Raw genomic sequence first — 18,852 nt, 5'->3', positions numbered from 1 at the left:
TGTGTGTACCAAGAGTGAACATTTTAAAAGTGAAAATATTGTCTATAAATAAAAAGATATAAAGAGGCATGAATCATGTCGATTCACATTTAAACATCTAAAATTTAAATGCCAGTCAAATGAATTGACTGGCATTTCACAAAGTATAAAGGGTTATTTAAAATTGGTTTAAGAGCGATTTTGAATTGTGGAGGGATTTTCGGTTAAAGTCTGCTTCAAAGCGACTTTGTTCCCTACATGCAAGTGATTAAAGAACAAATTAAGCAGAACAGCCATGATACAGGTAATACTGATACCCGAATGAAACAAGGTTTGAATTGCATCTGGCATAGCATGGAAAAACTCTGGGCTAATTAAAGGAATTAGACCCGCAGCAAGTGAAACCGCTACAATAATCAAATTAGATTGAACTTGATAATCGACTTTAGATAAGGTGCGAATCCCACTGACTGCAACACTACCAAATAACACTAATCCAGCACCGCCGAGTACAGGCATTGGAATAGAAGCAACCAATCGGCCAAATACAGGAAGTAAGCCAAGTACCACCAAGATTCCACCTGCTGTGGCGACTACAAAACGACTTTTAACACCTGTAATGGCAACTAATCCAACGTTTTGTACAAATGCACATTGCATAAATGCGCCAAAAAAAGGTGCAATTGCTGAAGAAAGCATATCTGCACGTAAACCATCTGCAATACGATGATTATCTACCTCAGTATCAACAATCTCACCGATTGCTAAAAGACTCGCAGTTGTTTCGGTCAAAATTACCACAGTGACAATACACATTGATAAAATTGCAGGCCATTCAAAAACTGGCGTGCCAAAACCTAAAATATTAGGTAATGCAATCCATGCGCCGTCACCAACTTTAGAAAAATCGGCCAAGCCAAAGATAAATGCCACAACTGCGCCAAATACGATAGACAATAAAACTGCTAAACGTTTAATGGCAGCCGAACCAAACTTAGTCAATAACAATAGAAATACTAAAGTTAAAGTTGCTAAACCTAAATTTTCAATTGAACCCCAGTTTTCTGCTTTAGGGTTGCCGCCCATAATCCAACGAATAGCGACGGGTAACAGTGAAATTCCAATAATGGCAATAATGGAACCTGTCACGATTGGCGGGAAGAAACGCACAATTTTGGAAAAAAATGGTGCAATAATGATCCCGAAAATCGAGCTGACCATAATTGCACCAAGAATGGACTGAAAACTGCCACCATTTGATCCAATCGCGATCATGCTAGCGACTGCAGCAAAAGATGTACCTTGTACAATAGGTAATTTAGAACCGAACCATTTAAAACCCAATGTTTGCAATAAAGTTGCCAATCCTGCAACCAAAATAGAGGCTGTAATCAGCAGACCAATATCTGCCTGAGATAGCCCAATACCAAGACCTACAACCAATGGTGCAGCAATAAGGCCGCCGTACATCGTAAGCACATGCTGAAAACCATAGGTTAAGTTTTTACCCATTCCAAGACGTTCATGCTCTGGAGATGTGGTTTTAGATTCACTGTGCATATCAAACCCTTTTAACTTTGTGTGACAGGGTAAAATTTGCAACATACATGCCATCTTGCGATTATTTAAATAAACGTAAATTTAAAAATATGAAAATACATATAACAGTAGCGGACACTCTTGGTGGCACAGCAATTGCTCAATCTAGAAAAGGTACAAGTCTTATATAAGTCTAGGCAATGGAGTAAGGTATGAGTGTTTCAATTCCTGTGATTGATATATCAGGTCTATTTAGTTCTGATGTGAAAGAGCGTCAGATTGTCGCGCAACAGATGAAACAAGCATGTGAGGATAAAGGCTTTTTTTATATTTCAAATCATGGAATCTCCACAGCATTGCAACAGGCTGTTTTTGAACAAAGTAAGCAATTCTTTGATTTACCCATGAACGAAAAAGAAAAAGTACATAAGAAAAACTCAATTGCCAATCGGGGTTATGAACCTTTAAAAAATCAAACACTAGAAGCAGGAACGCCCGCAGATTTAAAAGAAGGCTTTTATGCAGGTCGAGAATATGCCTTAGACAGTCAAGCTGTTTTAGCAAAGCGTTTTAATCATGGGCCAAACCAATGGCCTACACAGTTTCCAGAATTTGAATCTACGATGCAGCGCTATCAGGCTGAACTCGAAGTATTGGCAAAATATCTGATGCGTGGTTTAGCCTTGTCATTATCATTGTCAGAAAATTACTTTGATGACTTCTGTCAGGACTCTCTAGTGACTTTACGGTTATTACATTATCCACCACAACCTGCAAATCCTGAACCGAATGAAAAAGGTTGCGGAGCGCATACTGACTTTGGTGCATTAACCTTATTGCTTCAAGATCAGCAAGGTGGACTACAAGTATGGGATCAAAATAGTGAAAGCTGGATCGATGCGCCACCGATTGAAGGTACTTATGTGATTAATCTGGGTGATTTAATTGCACGTTGGACCAATAATCGCTTTAAATCGACTTTGCATCGGGTGATTAATAAATCAGGCAAACAGCGTTATTCGGTGCCATTTTTCTTTGGTGGAAATCCAGATTATCAAGTGCAATGTCTGCCTAACTGTAAAACTGAAAACGAACCTGCACTATTTGCACCGACAACAGTCGAAAAGCATCATATTGAAATGTATCGGAGAACGTATGGCTAAGCATATTGTATTGGTGCATGGTGCTTGGCAGGGAAGCTGGTCATTCGACTTGATCAAGCCATTATTGGAGCAAACTGGCTGGACGGTACACGCGCTTGATTTACCTAACAATGGTTGGAATAGTGACACTCAACTCACTGCCAATCAGGATAATTACTGCGATTTCGTCGTGCAGACGATTCAAAAAATTGGAGAACCAGTTGTATTGCTCGGACATAGTGGCGGGGGCTTAACCATTTCAGCAGTGGCAGAACAGATTCCAGATTTAATTTCAAATCTCATTTATTTGGTTGGGATGATGCTGCCTTCTGAAATGAGCTTTCTGGATTTTAAAAAACTGTGCGAGCAGCATTTTCCAGATGAAGATTTTGCAGGAATTTCACCTTATCTGAGTTTTACTCAAGATGGTTATAGTATTGTGAGTCATGAAGGTGCGAAGAAAATCTTTTTGCAAGATTGTGAGTCTGTTTTAGCAGAGCAGTTAATTGATAAACTTAGACCACAACCAGAGACAGGGCGTGATTTAAAGCCTGTGTTAACGGCTGAGCGATTTGGCTCTGTAAAACGTATTTATGTAGAAGCGCTTTATGATCAGTCGTTATCAATCAACATGCAGCGTTTGATGCAACAATTACAACCTGATAATTTACAAGTTATTAACATGCAAACAGGGCATGTCCCCCAAGCGGTTCAGCCAGAATTATTGATTGAAAAGCTAAATCAGATCCTTATTGAAAAAATATCGGTTTGATACAAAATATGATTCAGGAAAATCGTAATGCTAATACGATTTTCCTGTCGTGGGATGTAGTGAAAGATGGATCCTGATTTAAAATGATCCATCAATCTTTAAAATGTACGGGAATCCACTGATAACTTTTACCATCGGCAGAATATATATGACCAATTCCAGGAAATGGTAAATGTGGCGCAGCAATCGTCTGACCATTTTTGGCAAAATTGGCAAATTGTTTTAAGCGGGTTTGGACGGCTTGTTTTGCGTCTATATCATATTCAATTGCGGTTTCAGGTCGGTCAAACTGAACCGTATGTGAATGGACAATATCTCCAATAAATACAACTGTTTCATTCTGAGTTTTTAATTCATAGCTAAAATGTCCTGGTGTATGTCCACTGGTGCTAATCACTTTAAAACCCTGAATGTCATCACCTATTTTAAAAGTTTTAAACTGTTGCTTGGTTTGATAAGGTGCTAATGCCGCTTTAATTTTTTCCACTGTACCTAAATAGCCTGCGCGTTTGGCTTGTGGAATTTTCTCGGCTTGTTTGGGGTCTAACCAATAATTGGCTTCATCTTGTGATACATACACTGTGGCATTAGGAAAATTAGCCTTTCCATCTTTGCTGATGCCACAGACATGATCTGGATGTAAATGAGTGAGTAAAATACTATCGACTTGTTCAGGCTTGTATCCAGAAGCTTTTAAATTGCTTAAAACTGAACCTAAATGTGCGCCAAAACAACTTGCTGCACCACTATCGACCAAAACTAAAGATTTTCCTGTATTCACCAAAAAGGCATTCACAGAGGTTTGTACGCCTTTCTCTTGATCGGCATAGTATTTCTTTAAAATCTCATGAACTTGTTTTTGCGGTATGTCTTTAAACAGCGTAGGCGACATAAAGTTTGTACCATCTAAAAGTGCTGTGATTTGAACGTTTCCAGCTTGATATTGATAAAAACCTGCCACTTGTTTTTGTTGTTCGATGATGGGGAGCGTTTTAGTGGTTTCAGCCACAGTTGAAAATGAGCTGAATAGTGCAATTGAGGTTGTAATGCTTAAAATGGATTGTTTCATTATGCTATATGGTTTGATGGCGATGATAATTTTCTAACATGAATTAGGTAATATTTGGAATTTTTATTGATGAAAAAAGTGAGTTTTTATAGGTTAAAAATTTTTTAGTTTGCTTATTGAGCTATGGTATTTAATCATTAAGACTTGAACAATTAATATTTTATAATAATCTGTAAGTTAATAAATAAGGTTGGATTTTTATATAAATGAAAAAAGATTGGTACGATTTTCAGGAGCGAATTGCCCATCATTTTAGAGGTTTAGGAGTACAAGCTGTAACGAATAAAACTATCAAAGGTGTTAGGACGGATCATGATTTAGACATCTATGTAACATCAAAATATTTAGGCACTAACATTAAATGGATAGTTGAAGCTAAGTATTGGCAGACTAAAATTCCTAAAGAAAAAGTATTAGCTTTAAGAACAATTGTTGATGATATAGGTGCAGATAAAGGGTTTATTATTTCGCAGGTAGGTTTTCAATCTGGATCTAAGGAAGCAGCGTTAAATTCAAATATAGAATTACTTACTTTTGATGAGTTAGTGCAGAGATCAACTTCAGAAATTAATACAATCATTTTGGAGTCTTTTAGCAGACGGCTACGTTTATTAGAACAACGATATTATTCCCATTCTAAAAAAAACAGAATTGAATATGGTTTAAGAGGAGACATATTAGAATTTCCTATACGTTTTTCAGGTAACCTTTTGATAATTTTTATGTTTAATGCCTTAGATCAAGCACGGAAATTTGAGTATCCCATTTTTTTCGATAAATGTATGACTGAAACCATTGGAGAAGAAAAAGCTGATAACTTTTCAGAATTGATAAATTGGCTTAATCAAAATTTAAATTGGTTTGATGAAAAAATTTTATTTGCCGAATATCAGATGCTTAAAGATGGTAAATTTTGTCCATGGATTGAAAAAATCGTTACAGATATACCCACTACTTATGAAATGACTTTAATAACAGATGGATTAGATGTTGAAGAAAAAGAAAAAACTATGGCACCCTATAGGTACTCATATTTTAATGCAAAGAATGGATAGATAATATTTATTTATATGTTAAAAGCCCCTACAAAGTAGAGGCTCTTTGTTATTTAAGAACTAAACCTTAAGAAACTTTATCACCAGCTTTAGCACCAGATTCAGGTGAAATCACCCAAACACCTTCGCCATTACCTGCAGCAAGCACCATCCCGTTAGAAATACCAAAACGCATTTTACGTGGAGCAAGATTCGCCACCATCACCACCAATTTACCTTTTAAGTCTTCTGGTTGATAAAACTCACGAATACCACTAAATACATTGCGCGGTTCAGCTTCGCCGACATCTAAAGTGAGTTGAAGAAGTTTATCTGAACCATCAACGATTGCTGCTTCAAGCACTTGGGCCACACGCAAATCAACTTTTAAGAAATCATCAATTTTAATCGTGCTTGTTTCACCAGTTGCAGCAGGGGCTTCAACTTTTTTCTCAGCCACTTTTTCTTTTTTCTTTTCTGCTTTCGGTGTTTCAGCCGTAGCAGTTAAAGAATCTTTAGATGCATCGACCATTGCAGTCACCGCTTTCGGGTCGACGCGCTGCATTAAAGGTTGGAATTGAGCAATTTCATGATTCACTAAAATCTGCTTGCGCGATGCAAAATCAAAGCTTTCTAGTTGTAAGAAAGCCTGTACTTGCTCCGCAAGTGTAGGTAACACTGGCGCAAGATAAATTGCCAATTGACGGAACAGGTTAATCCCGACAGAGCAGACGTCATGAACTTGCTGTTCTTGACCTTCTTGTTTTGCCAATGCCCACGGTTTTTTCTCATCAATATATTGATTGGCACGATCTGCAAGCGCCATAATTTCACGAATGGCAGCACTAAACTCACGTTCTTCGTAGGCTTTGGCAATCGAATCGCCTGCATCAATAAAGCTTTGAACTAAATCAGATTCCGCGCAATTTGTAGATAAAGTATGATTAAAATCTTTATTGATAAACTTGGCACAACGACTGGCAATATTCACGACTTTACCGACCAGATCTGAGTTTACTTTTTGAATAAAATCATCCAGATTCAAATCTGAATCTTCAACTTTATCAGAAAGTTTAGAAGCAAAGTAATAGCGCAAATATTCAGGGTTCAGGTGTTCTAAATAAGTTTCAGCTTTAATAAATGTACCGCGCGATTTCGACATTTTTTGACCATTGACTGTCAAAAATCCATTTACAAATAAACCTGTTGGCGTGCGGTAATTTGCACCCTCAAGCATCGCAGGCCAGAACAATGCATGGAAATAAACAATATCTTTACCAATGAAGTGATAAACCTCATTTTCACTGTCTTTTTTCCAGTAATCGTCAAAATTTAAATCTGGGCGTTTCGTCTTGATGTAGTTTTCAAAACTTGACATATAGCCAATCGGTGCATCGACCCAGACATAAAAATATTTGTTTGGTGCATCTGGAATTTCAAAACCAAAATAAGGCGCATCACGGGAAATATCCCAGTCTGCCAAACCTGCTTCAAACCATTCATCTAACTTGTTGGCAATCGATACAGGTAAACGACCCGCATCACGTGTCCATTTCTGTAAGTACTCTGAAAAATTTGGCAGTTTAAAGAAATAATGATCAGACGATTTTTCGACAGGTGTTGCACCGCTTAGGGTCGAACGTGGATCAAGGAGTTCAGTGGCATTATAAGTTGTGCCACAGACTTCACAGCTATCGCCGTATTGATCGGGTGATTTACATTTTGGACAAGTACCTTTAATAAATCGATCCGATAAAAACATTTGCTTTTCGGGGTCAAAAAGTTGGGTTACAGGACGAATGGCAATATTGTCAGCATCACGGTTTTTTAGATAAATTTCTTGTGAGCGTGATTTATTGGTGTCGCTATGAGTTGAATCATAATAATCAAAACTAATCCCAAAACCAGCAAAGTCGCGTTCATGTTCTTTTTGCACATTGGCAATTTGCTGTTCTGGGGTAATCCCATTGGCTTCAGCACGTAGCATAATTGCTGTGCCGTGAGCGTCATCCGCACAGACATAAGTCACGTCATGTCCCATAGCGCGCATGGCACGAACCCAGATATCTGCTTGGATATAACCGAGTAGGTGACCCATATGGATCGGACCATTGGCATAAGGAAGGGCATTTGTGACTAAAATTTTACGCACGGATTTCATTCTCTCATTCGTATTCATCAGAAGGTCAATGATTTTACTTGAACAGCGAGGGAAAATAAACTTAAAGCATCTTTTTAAGGCTTTGGCTGAATGTTAAGGTGAAAACTAGAAAATATATAACCAATATCTCAATCTGTCTTGAACAAGAACCCAAAAGAAATATTTATTTTTCAGCTAAAATGAGCGCTTTGATAAAAAAAGCTTTTTCAAAGTGGTTTAATTGATGTTTCTTGATCCACCATTCAGCCGCTTCCATCAGTAATTCTGGATCGTCATTTTTATTGCTAAAAAATGCGTAAAAAGACAGTCCAACATTTTCGCCTTTTTTTGCAATTTTTTCATTACAAATTTGGATGATTTTTTCTCTTAATGACTGTCGCATATCTGAGTGGAACTCTATGTTTTAGGTATAAAAAATTTAAATAATTCATTGCTATTGTACGATATAAACGTGTTGAATCGGGGAGGATGCGGTTTGAAAATCGATAAGCTATATTTATAACCGAAAATGCTTAGATACATCCTGTATCTACTTTGTTTCAAATTGCAGTTTTTACTTAAAAATCATTTAAATCCATGTATAAATAAAGTCAGATTGAATTATTTCAATGCGCGTTAACCCCGCGTGTTTCTAATTATTTTTAAAATCAACAATGAGGGCGTAATAATGACAACTGAAAACAAACTTGATGATTTGAAAGCTAAAGCAAGTGATTTGGGCGATGAAGCAAAATACAAAGCTGAACAAGCAAAAATCGAAGCTGAAAAAGCACTCGATAATGTCAAGCATACAGCTGAAGAAGCTAAGTTGAACGGCGAAAAAGCACTGGATGATTTCAAGAAAGATGCATCTGAACAATACGCTGAAGATAAAGCAGCAACTGATGAAAAAATTGATCAGGCAAAAAATAAGTGGGATGAAACCAAACAAGATGCTCAGGAAAAATACGACCAGCTTAAGACAGAGGCAGGTCACAAACTGGACGAAGCTAAACTCAAAGCGAATGAGCTAAAACATGATGCTGCCGAAAAATTTGATGAGCTAAAAGCTCAGGCAAGTAGCAAATTTGATGAACTCAAAAAAAGTGCGTCAGATGTCTTAAATAAACTAAAAGGCGACGACAAAACCTAAAGTCTGTCTTTTTCCCAAATAACGCAATTGCTTAAGATAACTGCTCATATTGATATGGGCAGTTTGTTTATAAAATATTTGTTCAAACCATATCAGTAAAATCAAGTACGCGCCTATAAAATAATACTGCTAAACTAACAACCGTTTAGTTTAAAATTCCATAGTTGGAGTAAATATATGTCATGGCTTTCTTCATTAAAATCAGTTTTTTCACCTGCCCAAGAGGTGAAAGAAGATGAAATCCAGACTATTTTACAACAATATCAATTCCCAGAGTCTGAGCACTTCCTCAAAGATCGAATTACACAGGTCAATGTAGAGGGTCGTGTGCTGCAACTTACGATCAATACTTATCCGCAAGAAGCCGATCACTTACAACAAATACATGACGATCTTGCAGCTGCTTTACATAAATGTGGGATCGAAGAACTGAATTTACATGTTATCCAGCAAAAATCCGCCAAGTTGGGACAAGATAAATCACAAAATGAAAATCACTCAGTTCAAACGCCAGATTTACCTCCAGTGATTGATGCATCTGCCCAAGTTTCAGAAGATCCTAACAATCCACCTATTCAAAAAGCTGCACCAAAACAAAGAGATGTTCCTGCACATCCCCGTATTAAAAACGTGATTTTAGTATCATCTGGTAAAGGCGGTGTGGGGAAATCGACCACAACTGTGAATTTGGCACTTGCGTTACAGCAGCAGGGCCTTAAAGTTGGGGTGTTAGATGCCGATATTTACGGACCAAGTATTCCAACCATGTTGGGCAATGCTGGCAAAACGCCTATGATTGAAAATGAACACTTTGTACCCTTAGATGCTTATGGGCTAGCAGTACTTTCAATCGGGCACTTAACAGGGGATCATAATACCCCTGTTGCATGGCGTGGACCAAAAGCCACGGGCGCTTTAATGCAATTGTTTAATCAGACTTTGTGGCCAGATCTAGACGTTTTAGTGATCGATATGCCACCAGGTACAGGTGATATTCAACTGACACTTGCACAACGTATTCCAGTGACGGGCGCTGTGATTGTGACTACGCCACAAAATGTTGCACTTATGGATGCAACAAAAGGCATTGAATTATTTAATCGGGTGAATATTCCTGTATTGGGCGTGATTGAAAATATGTCGACGCATATTTGTTCAAATTGTGGTTATGAAGAACAAATTTTTGGTGTGGGTGGTGGAGATAAACTTTCAGCTCAATATCAGATTCCATTATTAGGACGTTTACCATTAAATGTGCAAATTAGAGAAAATGCCGATAGTGGCAAACCGAGCGTGATCGCCAATGATGATGCGGCAGATAGCTATATTCAAATTGCAGAAGCAGTCTGGCAGCAGCTACAAAAACAGCCACATCGCCAACGTGATGATAAACGCATTTTTTAATTAACGCTGTTCAAAGCCCGAAATTATAAAATTCGGGCTTTATTTTAAGTAAAAGTACAATCCGTTTAAAAATATAAAATGGCATATGAATTGCTAAATATTTATCGAATAAAAGTATTTGGGAAAACGTTGGCATTTAAAAACATTTTCTCTATTCCGACTTTATGCGTTATATCATCACAAAGCTGCGTAACAAAGGATCTTGTGTCATGAATAAGAATAATCAACGACAATTAGCACCGATCATTATACAAGGGGCATTGCCTGTCGAATCTGAACGCATGGCATCTAAACTAGAGGATGTCCTGATTGAAACCATTGGAGGTTGGAAATTTTGGAAAGGAACCTATCATGGCTATCCTATGATTATTTCCAAAACACGGATGGGAATGAGTAACTCGGCGGCTGCAACCGCGATAGCCATTCTACGTTATCAACCCATTGCCATTATTAATCAGGGAACCTCTGGTGGACATGATCCACAACTCAATGTTTACGATATTATTTTAGGTAAATACGCGATCAATATCGGAGCATTTAAAACCCCGTCAAAATGTATTGAAGCTGGATCAAATTCACTTGAATGGGTTGAGGCATTTGATGTACTACCTGAAGATGAAACCGATCCAGAACCAATTGCTATTCGTAGGTTTGAAGCAGATTCTAAATTACTGGCAGTGGCTCATCGTATTCAACATTTATATACCAAAGGCAAAGTGGTAGAAGGAACGATTGGTTCGGCAGATGTCTGGAATAGTGAACTTGACCGAATTCATTTTTTTTACAAACACTATGCAACGTCAATAGAAGAAATGGAAGCAGCTTCAGTGGCACAAATTGCCAGCCAGTTTAATATTCCATTTATGGGGATTCGGGTGGTATCTAATAACATAACCAACGGTGGAACGTACGATGCGGGGACTGGTGAAGCCTGTCAGGATTTTGTTTTAGAAGTTGCAGAACAGTATATGAGTGAACAATAAGAAATTAAGGCGTTGTTTTTCGGTGCACTGCGTGCATTCTGGTATTTGAATGTTCTGCTTTACGTTTTTTCCAATGACGATAAACACTTAAACGCCAGAGAACTTCAGTGAGAAGATATAAAACTAATGCAACCGCAAAAGCTTCTATGACTAATCCTGATACCAAAATTTTGGCAAGGCTCAAATCAATATGACCATGTCCCAAATGTTTGACCCAATTACAGATCTGATGCAATACACCAAGCATCATCTCTTTATTAATCATATGTACATGAAAAATTTGAGTACCAATCCAAAAACCAATATACAAAATAGGCACGAGTGTAAAAGGATTGCTTAACCAAGCTAGTGCGAGACCAACGGGTAAATTCACTTCAAAAAATAAAATAGCTGCAACAATAAAAATACTATGAAAGGGAATAGGCAATAGCCCAAAAAAAGTGCCAATAAAGACTGCTTTTGCAATGGATTTTCGGTTGACGTACCAAAGCACAGGATTTAAGGTTCTTTGCCCAAAAATCCGCATAAATTTCAGACTGGAGACTTTCTGTGGAGAAGGAAGCCAGGATTGAAAAAATTGCTTTGCCATAGACTGATGTTCGGAGAGTATTGTCTGAGTAAGCTTTATAAATCAATGGACTAGACTGATTGTAAAGCATCTATACATAGACATAGTGAGTGTGAAAACTTAGCCAAAGCTTAAAACTGGATTTAAATATTGGTTAAAAAGAAAACACTAAAGACTGATGGTTATAAATTACGCCTTTCGCTGCATGAAGTCAATTCCATATATATGTTATGGCTTTTTCTCAATGTTCAATGCAAAATAAATTCAGATGTATCAAATTATTACGCTAATTTTTCATTTAAAAATTTTAAATCCTAGAATTGGATATGAAATATTGACTATGAAGTCAAATCAATTAATAACGTGATTTTATAAACTTTTTGTAGGTTTTTGCTTATTTTTTTAACAACTTATTTAAGTTTGTTTTGATTGTTTAAATACTTTGGATTAGTCTTGCGAAATTACATAGCGAGGCCATCCTATGATTTCATGGCTTTTTGTTGGCCTTGTGGCTGCACTACTCCTGACGCCTGGTCCAACCAATACATTATTAGCCTCATCTGGTATACAGATGGGAATGCGTCGTTCGCTTAAACTCATTCCAGCGGAAGCGATGGGTTATGTGATTGCGATTAGTACATGGGGCATGATGATCGATCACGTCGCTAAAACACTTGCTCTTTTACCGACGATATTAAAACTTTTAAGTGCATTTTATATTTTATATTTGGCTATTAAGTTATGGCGAACGGCTGATCTTGAACTTAATTTAAATCAGCCGACCATTCGTTTACCTGAATTATTTTGTGCAACGTTGCTCAATCCAAAGGCATTATTATTTGCATCTGCTATTTTTCCTGCAAATACATGGATGAGTCTACCAATATATTCAGCACATATTTTGACCTTTTTATGTATGATTGTTCCAATTGCTATGCTATGGATTTTTATAGGTTCTGTGCTCGCGTCTAACAAAATTCACTGGCTCAATGCTTGTAATTTACAGCGAACCGCATCTTTGGTTTTGGTCAGTTTTTCTATTCCACTAAGTTATTCTGCAATTTTAAAGTTTTAAATGAGGTATTGAAGCTGCGTTCATTTCATTGAAAGATTTTCATTGGAAGTGAATTAAGTTAAAGTAGCCGACAGTAAAATCTTGAACATTGGGATAAACAAATGGCAATTAAGTCTGATCGTTGGATTCGCGAGATGAGCGAAAAACACGGCATGATTGAACCGTATGCAGAAAATCAGGTTCGCTTTAATAATGAAGGCGAAAAACTGATTTCCTATGGTGTATCAAGCTATGGTTATGACGTGCGTTGCGCTCCTGAATTTAAAGTCTTTACCAATGTCCATTCTGCGATTGTTGACCCGAAAAACTTCGATGAAAAGAGCTTCATTGATATCGAGTCCGATGTTTGTATTATTCCCCCCAATTCATTTGCTCTGGCGCGAACCGTCGAATATTTCCGTATTCCGCGTAATGTCCTGACAATTTGTTTAGGAAAATCGACCTATGCACGTTGTGGAATTATTGTGAATGTAACTCCGCTAGAACCTGAATGGGAAGGTCATGTGACACTGGAGTTTTCCAATACCACCAATTTGCCTGCACGTATTTATGCAGGGGAAGGGGTGGCACAAATGCTATTTTTTGAAAGTGATGAAGTGTGTGAAACATCTTATAAAGATCGTGGTGGTAAATATCAGGGGCAATTGGGTGTGACTTTGCCCAAAGCTTGATAACGACTTGATCTAAAAAGTGTTTTAATCAACGGCCTGAAAGGGCCGTTTTTTCGTTTATCGGAAAAGTTTTTTTTTACATGTTTTTTTTTGCATTTGCGTAATTAATACGCATAATAGAAATTGAGTAAGGGTTGGCAAAAACTGCCAAAATTTATGCTTAAGCATTAAGTGCTTAAGATAAGGGATTGATAGAAAAAGAAATATGGTGCGGAGCATCGTATAAAAGGATGGTCATGATGACGGCAATTACTTATACGGTAAATTTTAAAAAAACCGTTTTAGCGAGCGTAATTGGCTTATTTTTAAGTCAGTCCTGTTTTGCTCTGCAAGAAATTTCTGATGAAAGTTTAAGTGAAACGACAGGTGAGGGGATTGCAGTTCTTCCTCAAAATTTTTCTTTTCAGTTTAATGGTGCGGATAATACATCAGGTGCAGGTTATATTCATATAATTCCTGTAGGGCCTTTAACTCCACAATCACTAAATACGAACAAGGATAAAGATGCTAATGGTAATGATATTATAAATAGTTCAGATTTGGCTGTTGGTAAAGCTGATATTTATTTATATGGTTTAGCATTATCTCAAGCGAACAATTCTAAAAGCTCAACCATTACGTCCTCTGATTGGAATACGCGATTTGGTAAAGATATTGTAAGTTGGGGCACTGCCGAGAATCCATGGATTATTAAGGTAGCAACTGAAAAGAATGTTCCTAATTTCTCGGCAACTTCACCAACAGATTCTGGTAAGGGTGATATTAGTTATTTATCTATAGAAGCTCCTTTATATAATAAAGTTTTACCAACTACAGATGAATTAGGTGCAGGCGCATATAATCTAAAATTAGGGCTGTGGGGTGATTTGCTAGTTCGTGATCCTAGTAAAATAGAAGGAGATTCAGCTCAGTTCCAATTAGGACAAATGTATGGAAGTGCGTCAGATGCCACCAGGGCAAATCGTTTAAGGTTACAAGCTGTATTAAATGGTTTTAGTTTGAATGGAACAAACCTTAAACTTTTTCAAACGCTTGGTGGGGCAACCAATACAGGTGGTATGAGTACTAGTTATAATAATACATTGGGTTTAACAGGTGTTATGCGGCTAAACACAGGAGATAGCTCAACTTTAAGAGGTACTGCTACATCTACCACTACTAAAGGTGGTGAAACTACAAATCTATTATATCCAGTTTCTGGTTCAACTACTCCTAATCCTAATTCTGGCTGTGACGCAAGTTTAACAAGTTTTGCTAATGGTAGGTGTACCACTCAAGAGAGAGTAATTCAGCGGACAGATATAACTACTACGACTTGGAAAGCTCCTATTTTAACGAATGTTTTAAGGCTGAGTACTAGAGAAAAATCAGGTTATGAGCAAGGATTAATAACAACCCCTGCAATCGATAGTTCTTCGACTATGCCAACTTTTGATGATTCAGAAGGATTATTTTTATATAACGTCAATGCGAACTTGGTATTAGGGAATTTATATCAGCCAGTGACTTTGGGTGTTGCTAGTGATGGAAAAAATATTGTTTTAGAAATAGCTCGTATTCCAAATAAACAAGATATTTATTCTAAAGTCTATACTCGTTATGCTGGAGATACTGGTGATTCTGGAGTGACCTATAGTGGCTCTACTTGTAATATTTATAAGTGTGGAAGTGAATTAACGCTTGGCGGAGTGACTTATCAGGGTGCTAATGCCACACATAGTAGTATTACGATCGGCTCAACGAATTATGATGCAATAAATAATCTTCTTACAGCATCATCTGATATTGGTGCGGTTGGTATTTCCTTTGGTGCAACTGTTGATGGAACAGGTATTTATAATAAAACTGTGCAACAAGTTCAATCACAAGGTAGGCGTTGGACAACCACGTTAAAATGTTCATCAAATTGGTTAGGATGTACAAGTGGTCCAGATATTCGTACAGATGCTTGGCAAGCTTGGGGTACTTATCCTACCTCTGGTACTGGTTGGTATAATGTCGATAGAACAACAATCTCAACCCCTCAGGTAGTTTCTACCAATGGTGTGGCAGGTATGCCAACAAATGCAATCGTACAACAATCCGCACCTTCGAATAATTTTGGATCTGCTGCAATTGATGGTTTGCTTATCCAACATATGAAAATAACAACGAAAGGACTATAGGAGCTCAAAAAATGAAAAAACTATCATTTATTCTATTTGCTTCTATATTTATTGCAGTTTATGCAAATGCGGGATTAAAAGAAATTAATTCAGATGATTTGAGTCATATTACGGGGCAGGCAGGAGCGGATATTTCACTTAATTTGTCTTTAAACCAAACCTCTGATTACCAACTGGATTCATCAGTATGTTCTGATCCTATATATTGCCGTTTAGCGGTTTCATTTAATAACCGTTATCATGATGGTTCGCAAGATACTTATACTAATGGGGTCAGGACTCCCTCAGTGACTGGAAAGAAACAATGGTTAGTATTTAAAGGAATACAGGGAACGGTTAATATTCAACGTTTAGGTTTGGATGGTGCCGATTTAACTTATCGGAATAAAGCAAATACTGTAAATGTATTAAAACCAGCTATTCAATTAAGTTCAAGTAAAACTAAGCCAATCCAGATACGTAATTTAGGCTTTAATGCCATCTCGATTGAAACGGATACGGTCGCTAATGAAGGTTCTGGAAATACGCCAGGATATCTGGCAGCAACTACCGGCACTGGGTATAGCAACGGAAAATATACTATAGCAGGTTTTGATAATGGTAAAGAAACTGGTTTTACAGGTTTAATGATGAATGGGAATCTTGCATTAAATGGTAAAGTCATGATTTTTAGTTGTGATTCAACTCATCCACGCTGTTAAGTAAAATAAAAAGGGAGTTTGAAAATGACGGCTAAACTGAATAAACAAAAAAAATTTCTTTTAAGTGTTCTTAGCTGTAGCATTTTATTTTCTATGCAAAATAGTTATGCCATGCAGGTAATGAACGATAGCGATATGCGGGCAGTGGATGGGCAGGATGGAATTGTAGCTGAGGTTAGTTATGGTTCAGTTGGTTTTGATCAGCTTTATTGGGATGATAAAACTGGAAGTTCCGCAACAGCAAATACACAGGATAGTTTAAGAGCAAGTTTGACTGGCGTGAAAATAACAACGGCAAATGCCAATCAGTCAAATGTGACAGTAAAAATGAATGCAGGTAGTTTGGCTAATGGCAGCAAAACAGGGCTGGATTTAGAAATTGCTGCGAATTTAGGAACTGTTCAGGCAGATAAATTTACGCTATGTAAAACATCGGATTCGATTAGTACCTGTACGAATGCAGCTTCATTTGGAAAATTAAGTATTCAAAATACTGCGAATACACCGATAACGATGCGCATGACGACTGCTGATGGTCTATTTAGTAAAACGGGCTTTTCCTCATTGGATTTAGGTATTAAAGGTCTAGATATTGGTTTAAGTCAAAAACAAGATAGTTCAACTTATAATGCGCTTGTAATGAATGATTTTAATTTTAATTTTGGTGCCAAAGGTTATATGTATGTTGACCCGACGGAAGGGTTAGTATTAAGAACTAACCCTGTCTCAGGAAGCAGTGCAACAGATATTGGCTATGTTGACTTTAAAAGAGATTCAAATGGGAAATCTGGTTTAAATCTAGAATTTATGGTGCAACCAAATGTGGCTAATAATGGAGCAACCATTAATGCTAGTTCTGCAAAAGGCATCATACGTGCCGGTGCAAATGGTCGAATGATTAATGGTGTATTACAACTCCGTGGTACTAAAGATACAGCAAATACAATTTTAGGAGTGACACCGAGTGGCAACTCCATTGCTGGTGATACAGGACTCGCATTTCGCTTAAATGGTGAATTCACAAGCGATCGAGATAACTTATCTGGCGTTGAGGCGACGAGTTTAGAGCTCGGTGGTGCTGGTAATCAGACCTATGGGGTACGTTTTAGTAACATTACACCATTGCTAACGCGTAAAAATATAACTGGGTCAGAAACGACTTCAAATGTAGCATTAAATAGTGATCATGCTGGTTTAAGTATGGATGGTATCTATTTTAATTTAGTAAATGCCAATCAAATTACATTACCTACCAATACAGCACTCACTTCAACATATTTAGGTAATTCAGTTGATGCGAATAGATTAGTCAACACAAATGACTACATCCAAACACTCTCAACTAATAATACTCCTTATACGGTGTTGGCAATACGAGGTATGAATTTTTCAGCATTGTCTCGTCGAGGTCAATTTATTTATACAGATGCCAATGGTGTAGTAAGTCCAGTATCTACAACAACTAAATGGGGTTTGGGTTTACCTATTTATAATTTAAATGCTAACTTTGCATTTAGTCCAAGGTCAAGTAATGGCACAGCCAGTGGGGATTATTTAGTTGCTTATAATAATGGTGTCATTAAAAAAACAGCAGTGAGTGGATCTGAACGAATTGGCTTTAGTGGTTCTATTAGTACTCAAGGTGTAAGTAGTGATGGTTCAAAATCAACTTCAATCATTCTAATCGATGGTGGAGCAAATACTAACGATAATAATAACCCAACTGATTATTACGTTGGTCTTCGCAATATTGATATGTTACTTAATGGTACAGGTAGCATGGGTTTTGAAAATGGTCGGATTAATGTCAGCATGCCAAAACTTCTTATGGCAATGTCCGCCCAATTAGCGGCGGGCTATCTACCAGGTGCTAAGTATAAAACTTGTCCTACAACAGGTGGATGCTATGCCTCTTCAGACAGTTTTACGAAAAATTATGATGTACTTGCTGCGATTAAATTAAGATTGGCGGGACAGGCGAATTTTTCGATCATTCCTCTTTCTTTGGCTGCTTCAGATTATAATAGTGATGGAACTCCCAAAGAAGGTAAAAATGCGCTTAACTTTATTGGTCTTTTGGAGCTAGATAAGGCTCAAAACAATACGATTCAAATTGTCGATCCTATAGATGGTTCAACGATGGGATTGGATAACATTGTTGGAACAGTGGCATTTGATAATAAAATAATTGTAAATGCACAACGTGATAGTACTGCTGACCCTAATAACACCAACAGTGTTGGATTTAATTTTGGGTTTAATTTTAATCCAAATAAAACTCCAGCGGAGGTTTTTCGTGTTCGGGACGTAAATTTTTATCCTAATGCTGGTAAAGATACTAATAATAACCCGATTATTGGAAGTGCACAACGCTTAGGTGAAATGGCCATTACTGGTGGACGTTTAACTAGTGAAATGAAAATTACACCACGAGATACTGCATTTTCATTTAATTAA

15 protein-coding genes and 1 pseudogene are annotated in these 18,852 nt (G+C 37.3%); 11 read left to right on the top strand and 5 right to left on the bottom strand.

The window, feature by feature from the left end; genetic code table 11:
* Nucleotides 1–168: 168 nt before the first annotated feature.
* A complete protein-coding gene (locus tag A7A69_RS12560) occupies nt 169–1,539 on the bottom strand; it encodes a nucleobase:cation symporter-2 family protein (RefSeq protein WP_120368808.1) in 1,371 nt (456 codons plus the stop codon).
* 191 nt (nt 1,540–1,730) lie between these two features.
* Here A7A69_RS12560 and A7A69_RS12555 point away from each other — a divergent pair, with 191 nt between their 5' ends.
* A complete protein-coding gene (locus tag A7A69_RS12555; RefSeq protein ID WP_151980024.1) occupies nt 1,731–2,681 on the top strand; it encodes an isopenicillin N synthase family dioxygenase in 951 nt (316 codons plus the stop codon).
* Nucleotides 2,674–3,432 carry an alpha/beta fold hydrolase gene (locus tag A7A69_RS12550; protein ID WP_120368655.1) on the top strand — a complete coding sequence of 253 codons (759 nt, stop codon included), beginning with the start codon at nt 2,674–2,676 and terminating at the stop codon, nt 3,430–3,432. Before A7A69_RS12555 ends, A7A69_RS12550 begins: the two co-directional genes overlap by 8 nt.
* A 91-nt stretch (nt 3,433–3,523) precedes the next feature.
* On the opposite strand, the gene A7A69_RS12545 is transcribed toward A7A69_RS12550, so the two are convergent.
* Nucleotides 3,524–4,501, bottom strand: a complete 978-nt coding sequence (locus A7A69_RS12545) for an MBL fold metallo-hydrolase (RefSeq protein WP_152877860.1) — start codon at nt 4,499–4,501, stop codon at nt 3,524–3,526.
* 206 nt (nt 4,502–4,707) lie between these two features.
* Here A7A69_RS12545 and A7A69_RS12540 point away from each other — a divergent pair, with 206 nt between their 5' ends.
* A complete protein-coding gene (locus tag A7A69_RS12540; protein ID WP_120368657.1) occupies nt 4,708–5,556 on the top strand; it encodes a restriction endonuclease in 849 nt (282 codons plus the stop codon).
* Between the two features lie 67 nt (nt 5,557–5,623).
* Here the strand turns inward: A7A69_RS12540 and metG are convergent, their stop codons facing one another.
* Complete coding sequence (gene metG / locus A7A69_RS12535) at nt 5,624–7,696, bottom strand: methionine--tRNA ligase (protein WP_152877858.1); 2,073 nt, start codon at nt 7,694–7,696, stop codon at nt 5,624–5,626.
* A 163-nt stretch (nt 7,697–7,859) separates the two neighbouring features.
* Nucleotides 7,860–8,078, bottom strand: coding sequence for a DUF6500 family protein (locus A7A69_RS12530; RefSeq protein ID WP_120368658.1), 219 nt, complete (start codon nt 8,076–8,078; stop codon nt 7,860–7,862).
* A 285-nt stretch (nt 8,079–8,363) separates the two neighbouring features.
* Here A7A69_RS12530 and A7A69_RS12525 point away from each other — a divergent pair, with 285 nt between their 5' ends.
* The 3 genes and pseudogenes from A7A69_RS12525 to A7A69_RS12515 form a co-directional block, all read left to right on the top strand.
* Nucleotides 8,364–8,828, top strand: coding sequence for a hypothetical protein (locus A7A69_RS12525; protein ID WP_151980028.1), 465 nt, complete (start codon nt 8,364–8,366; stop codon nt 8,826–8,828).
* A 177-nt stretch (nt 8,829–9,005) separates the two neighbouring features.
* On the top strand, nt 9,006–10,232 hold the full coding sequence (gene apbC, locus A7A69_RS12520; RefSeq protein ID WP_152877856.1) for an iron-sulfur cluster carrier protein ApbC: 1,227 nt from the start codon (nt 9,006–9,008) through the stop codon (nt 10,230–10,232).
* 233 nt (nt 10,233–10,465) lie between these two features.
* Nucleotides 10,466–11,215, top strand: a pseudogene (locus A7A69_RS12515) (5'-methylthioadenosine/S-adenosylhomocysteine nucleosidase); the annotation flags it as partial.
* 4 nt (nt 11,216–11,219) lie between these two features.
* Here the strand turns inward: A7A69_RS12515 and A7A69_RS12510 are convergent.
* On the bottom strand, nt 11,220–11,804 hold the full coding sequence (locus A7A69_RS12510; protein ID WP_151980031.1) for a DUF2062 domain-containing protein: 585 nt from the start codon (nt 11,802–11,804) through the stop codon (nt 11,220–11,222).
* Nucleotides 11,805–12,264: 460 nt separating this feature from the next.
* Here A7A69_RS12510 and A7A69_RS12505 point away from each other — a divergent pair, with 460 nt between their 5' ends.
* The 5 genes from A7A69_RS12505 (at nt 12,265) to A7A69_RS12485 (ending at nt 18,852) form a co-directional block, all read left to right on the top strand.
* The gene (locus tag A7A69_RS12505; protein ID WP_120368663.1) at nt 12,265–12,858 is read left to right on the top strand and encodes a LysE family translocator; all 594 of its coding nucleotides are present in this window, start codon (nt 12,265–12,267) and stop codon (nt 12,856–12,858) included.
* A 101-nt stretch (nt 12,859–12,959) separates the two neighbouring features.
* On the top strand, nt 12,960–13,529 hold the full coding sequence (gene dcd / locus A7A69_RS12500) for a dCTP deaminase (RefSeq protein ID WP_120368664.1): 570 nt from the start codon (nt 12,960–12,962) through the stop codon (nt 13,527–13,529).
* A gap of 239 nt (nt 13,530–13,768) precedes the next feature.
* Nucleotides 13,769–15,694 carry a hypothetical protein gene (locus A7A69_RS12495; protein ID WP_120368665.1) on the top strand — a complete coding sequence of 642 codons (1,926 nt, stop codon included), beginning with the start codon at nt 13,769–13,771 and terminating at the stop codon, nt 15,692–15,694.
* A gap of 11 nt (nt 15,695–15,705) precedes the next feature.
* The gene (locus tag A7A69_RS12490) at nt 15,706–16,395 is read left to right on the top strand and encodes a DUF6160 family protein (RefSeq protein WP_120368666.1); all 690 of its coding nucleotides are present in this window, start codon (nt 15,706–15,708) and stop codon (nt 16,393–16,395) included.
* 24 nt (nt 16,396–16,419) lie between these two features.
* On the top strand, nt 16,420–18,852 hold the full coding sequence (locus A7A69_RS12485; protein ID WP_171500816.1) for a DUF6160 family protein: 2,433 nt from the start codon (nt 16,420–16,422) through the stop codon (nt 18,850–18,852).

The sequence above is a fragment of the Acinetobacter guerrae genome (genome assembly GCF_009372255.1).
Lineage (GTDB): Bacteria > Pseudomonadota > Gammaproteobacteria > Pseudomonadales > Moraxellaceae > Acinetobacter > Acinetobacter guerrae.
The sequence above is the reverse complement of the archived record's forward strand: the minus strand, read 5'-3'. Positions and strand labels throughout refer to the sequence as shown.

Coding starts and splice junctions, on each gene's coding strand:
- A7A69_RS12495 (WP_120368665.1), top strand. CDS start 13,769: ATGACGGCAATTACTTATACGGTAAATTTTAAAAAAACCGTTTTAGCG.
- A7A69_RS12550 (WP_120368655.1), top strand. CDS start 2,674: ATGGCTAAGCATATTGTATTGGTGCATGGTGCTTGGCAGGGAAGCTGG.
- dcd (WP_120368664.1), top strand. CDS start 12,960: ATGGCAATTAAGTCTGATCGTTGGATTCGCGAGATGAGCGAAAAACAC.
- apbC (WP_152877856.1), top strand. CDS start 9,006: ATGTCATGGCTTTCTTCATTAAAATCAGTTTTTTCACCTGCCCAAGAG.
- A7A69_RS12540 (WP_120368657.1), top strand. CDS start 4,708: ATGAAAAAAGATTGGTACGATTTTCAGGAGCGAATTGCCCATCATTTT.
- A7A69_RS12505 (WP_120368663.1), top strand. CDS start 12,265: ATGATTTCATGGCTTTTTGTTGGCCTTGTGGCTGCACTACTCCTGACG.
- A7A69_RS12525 (WP_151980028.1), top strand. CDS start 8,364: ATGACAACTGAAAACAAACTTGATGATTTGAAAGCTAAAGCAAGTGAT.
- A7A69_RS12560 (WP_120368808.1), bottom strand. CDS start 1,539: ATGCACAGTGAATCTAAAACCACATCTCCAGAGCATGAACGTCTTGGA.
- A7A69_RS12510 (WP_151980031.1), bottom strand. CDS start 11,804: ATGGCAAAGCAATTTTTTCAATCCTGGCTTCCTTCTCCACAGAAAGTC.
- A7A69_RS12555 (WP_151980024.1), top strand. CDS start 1,731: ATGAGTGTTTCAATTCCTGTGATTGATATATCAGGTCTATTTAGTTCT.
- A7A69_RS12490 (WP_120368666.1), top strand. CDS start 15,706: ATGAAAAAACTATCATTTATTCTATTTGCTTCTATATTTATTGCAGTT.
- A7A69_RS12545 (WP_152877860.1), bottom strand. CDS start 4,501: ATGAAACAATCCATTTTAAGCATTACAACCTCAATTGCACTATTCAGC.
- A7A69_RS12485 (WP_171500816.1), top strand. CDS start 16,420: ATGACGGCTAAACTGAATAAACAAAAAAAATTTCTTTTAAGTGTTCTT.
- metG (WP_152877858.1), bottom strand. CDS start 7,696: ATGAAATCCGTGCGTAAAATTTTAGTCACAAATGCCCTTCCTTATGCC.
- A7A69_RS12530 (WP_120368658.1), bottom strand. CDS start 8,078: ATGCGACAGTCATTAAGAGAAAAAATCATCCAAATTTGTAATGAAAAA.